General features: G+C 73.2%; 3 protein-coding genes. 1 reads left to right on the top strand and 2 read right to left on the bottom strand.

Annotated elements, in window-relative coordinates:
• The coding region (locus AC2W7J_RS17845) for an alanine racemase (RefSeq protein ID WP_485984075.1) at positions 1 to 288 on the bottom strand (288 nt) is incomplete at its 3' end.
• 47 nt (positions 289 to 335) lie between these two features.
• Here AC2W7J_RS17845 and mgrA point away from each other — a divergent pair.
• Positions 336 to 1,379, top strand: coding sequence for an L-glyceraldehyde 3-phosphate reductase (gene mgrA, locus AC2W7J_RS17840; protein WP_485984073.1), 1,044 nt, complete (start codon positions 336 to 338; stop codon positions 1,377 to 1,379).
• Here mgrA and AC2W7J_RS17835 read toward each other — a convergent pair.
• Positions 1,376 to 1,927 (bottom strand): ADP-dependent NAD(P)H-hydrate dehydratase (locus AC2W7J_RS17835; protein WP_485984072.1); only part of this gene is annotated, 552 nt, incomplete at its 5' end. The genes mgrA and AC2W7J_RS17835 overlap by 4 nt on opposite strands.

The following is a 1,927-nucleotide window of genomic DNA, read 5'->3' as shown; positions in this document are numbered from 1 at the left end:
CGCGGGCCGCCAATCGCCTCGCCGAGCTGGGCGATGGCCAGGTAGGTCGCGCCCGCCGGACAGCGCCGCTCCGGCAACCGGCACGAGGCCGTGCCCGTAGGCGTCGCCCTTGATGACCGCCATGACGTCGGCGTCGCCGGCGAGCTCGCCGAGGCGGGCGACGTTGTCGCGGATCGCGTCGAGGTCGATGTCCGCCCACGCGGACAGACCGTCGGTCGGGGCATCGCTCGGCAGGACCGAGGGGGTCGCGACGGACGGCAGGGCTGGGTGCGGGTTCGAGATGTCCATGGGCTGGCACCGAGTCTAGATCGGCGAAGGGAGGCAGACTGGCAGGCATGACCTACCGCGCCGACGACTACCAAGCCGACCGCTCCCGCTACGACGCCACGGACTACCGCCGGTGCGGTCGGTCGGGGCTGCTCCTGCCCCCGATCTCGCTGGGCCTGTGGCACAACTTCGGTGACGCGGAGCCCCTCGAGACCCAGCGGGCGGTGCTGCGGCGCGCCTTCGACCGCGGCGTGACGCACATGGACCTGGCCAACAACTACGGACCGCCCTACGGCGCGGCGGAGCGCAACTTCGGGACGATCTTCGCCCAGGACTTCCGCCCCTACCGCGACGAGCTGATCGTCTCGACCAAGGCCGGCTGGGACATGTGGCCCGGGCCCTACGGGCAGGGCGGCGGCTCGCGCAAGTACCTGCTCGCCTCGCTCGACCAGTCGCTCGAGCGGATGGGCCTCGACTACGTCGACATCTTCTACAGCCACCGCTTCGACCCCGACACCCCGCTCGAGGAGACGATGGGCGCACTCGACGCGGCCGTGCGCTCCGGCAAGGCGCTCTACGTCGGCATCTCCTCCTACGGCCCGGAGCGCACCCGCGAGGCACACGCGATCCTGCGCGAGATGGGCACTCCCCTGCTCATCCACCAGCCGTCGTACTCGATGATCAACCGCTGGATCGAGGACGAGCTGCTCGACACCCTCGGCGAGCTCGGGGTCGGCACGATCGCCTTCACCCCGCTCGCCCAGGGCCTGCTGACGAACAAGTACCTCACGGGCATCCCCGAGGACTCGCGCGCCGCGCGCGAGGGCACCGGCATCGCCGACCAGCTCACCGACGACAACATCACCCGCATCCGCGCGCTCGACGCCCTCGCCCAGGAGCGGGGCCAGAGCCTCGCCCAGATGGCCCTCGCCTGGGCCCTGCGTGACGAGCGGGTCACCTCGTTGCTCGTCGGTGCCCGCACCGTCGAGCAGCTCGACAACAGCCTCGACGCGCTGGGCAACACCGACTTCAGCGACGAGGAGCTCGCGCGCATCGACGAGCACGCGGTCGACGGCGGGGTCAACTGGTGGGCGGAGTCGGCCCGGGGCTAGGAACGCAGCAGCGCGGCCACCGTCGGGGCGAGCGCGTGCGCCACGGCGAGCGCACGCACCGGACCGCCGGGGTTGGCGTCGTGGGCGGCGCGGCCGTGCACGAGCGCGGCGAGCGAACCTGCCTCGGCCGGCTCCAGCCCTCCCGCGAGCAGGGCTCCGGCGAGCCCGGCGAGGACGTCGCCCGACCCGGCGGTCGCCAGCCATGCCGGGGCGTCGTCCTGCACGTGGACCGGCCCGTCGGCGTCGACGACGAGCGTCGTGGCGCCCTTGAGCAGCACGGTCGCTCCGGTGAGCCCGGCGAGCATCCGGGCGTGCTCGAGCGGTGAACCCTCGACCTCCTCGCGGGTCAGCTCGGTCGAGCGCTGGCGCAGCCGGGTGATCATCCGCGCGCACTCCCCCGCGTGCGGGGTGAGCAGGGTGGGCGCCTCGCGGCGGCCGGTGATGAGCTCGAGCCCACCGCGTCGACGAGCACGGGCAGGTCGGAGTCGATGCGGCGCGCGCGCGCGCGAGCTGGGCGTGCGGCGCCCGGATCGGTCGAGGTCGTGTCG

It is taken from the genome of Janibacter sp. CFPM2_SD2 (assembly GCF_057364645.1).
The sequence above is the reverse complement of the archived record's forward strand: the minus strand, read 5'-3'. Positions and strand labels throughout refer to the sequence as shown.

Coding starts and splice junctions, on each gene's coding strand:
- mgrA (WP_485984073.1), top strand. CDS start 336: ATGACCTACCGCGCCGACGACTACCAAGCCGACCGCTCCCGCTACGAC.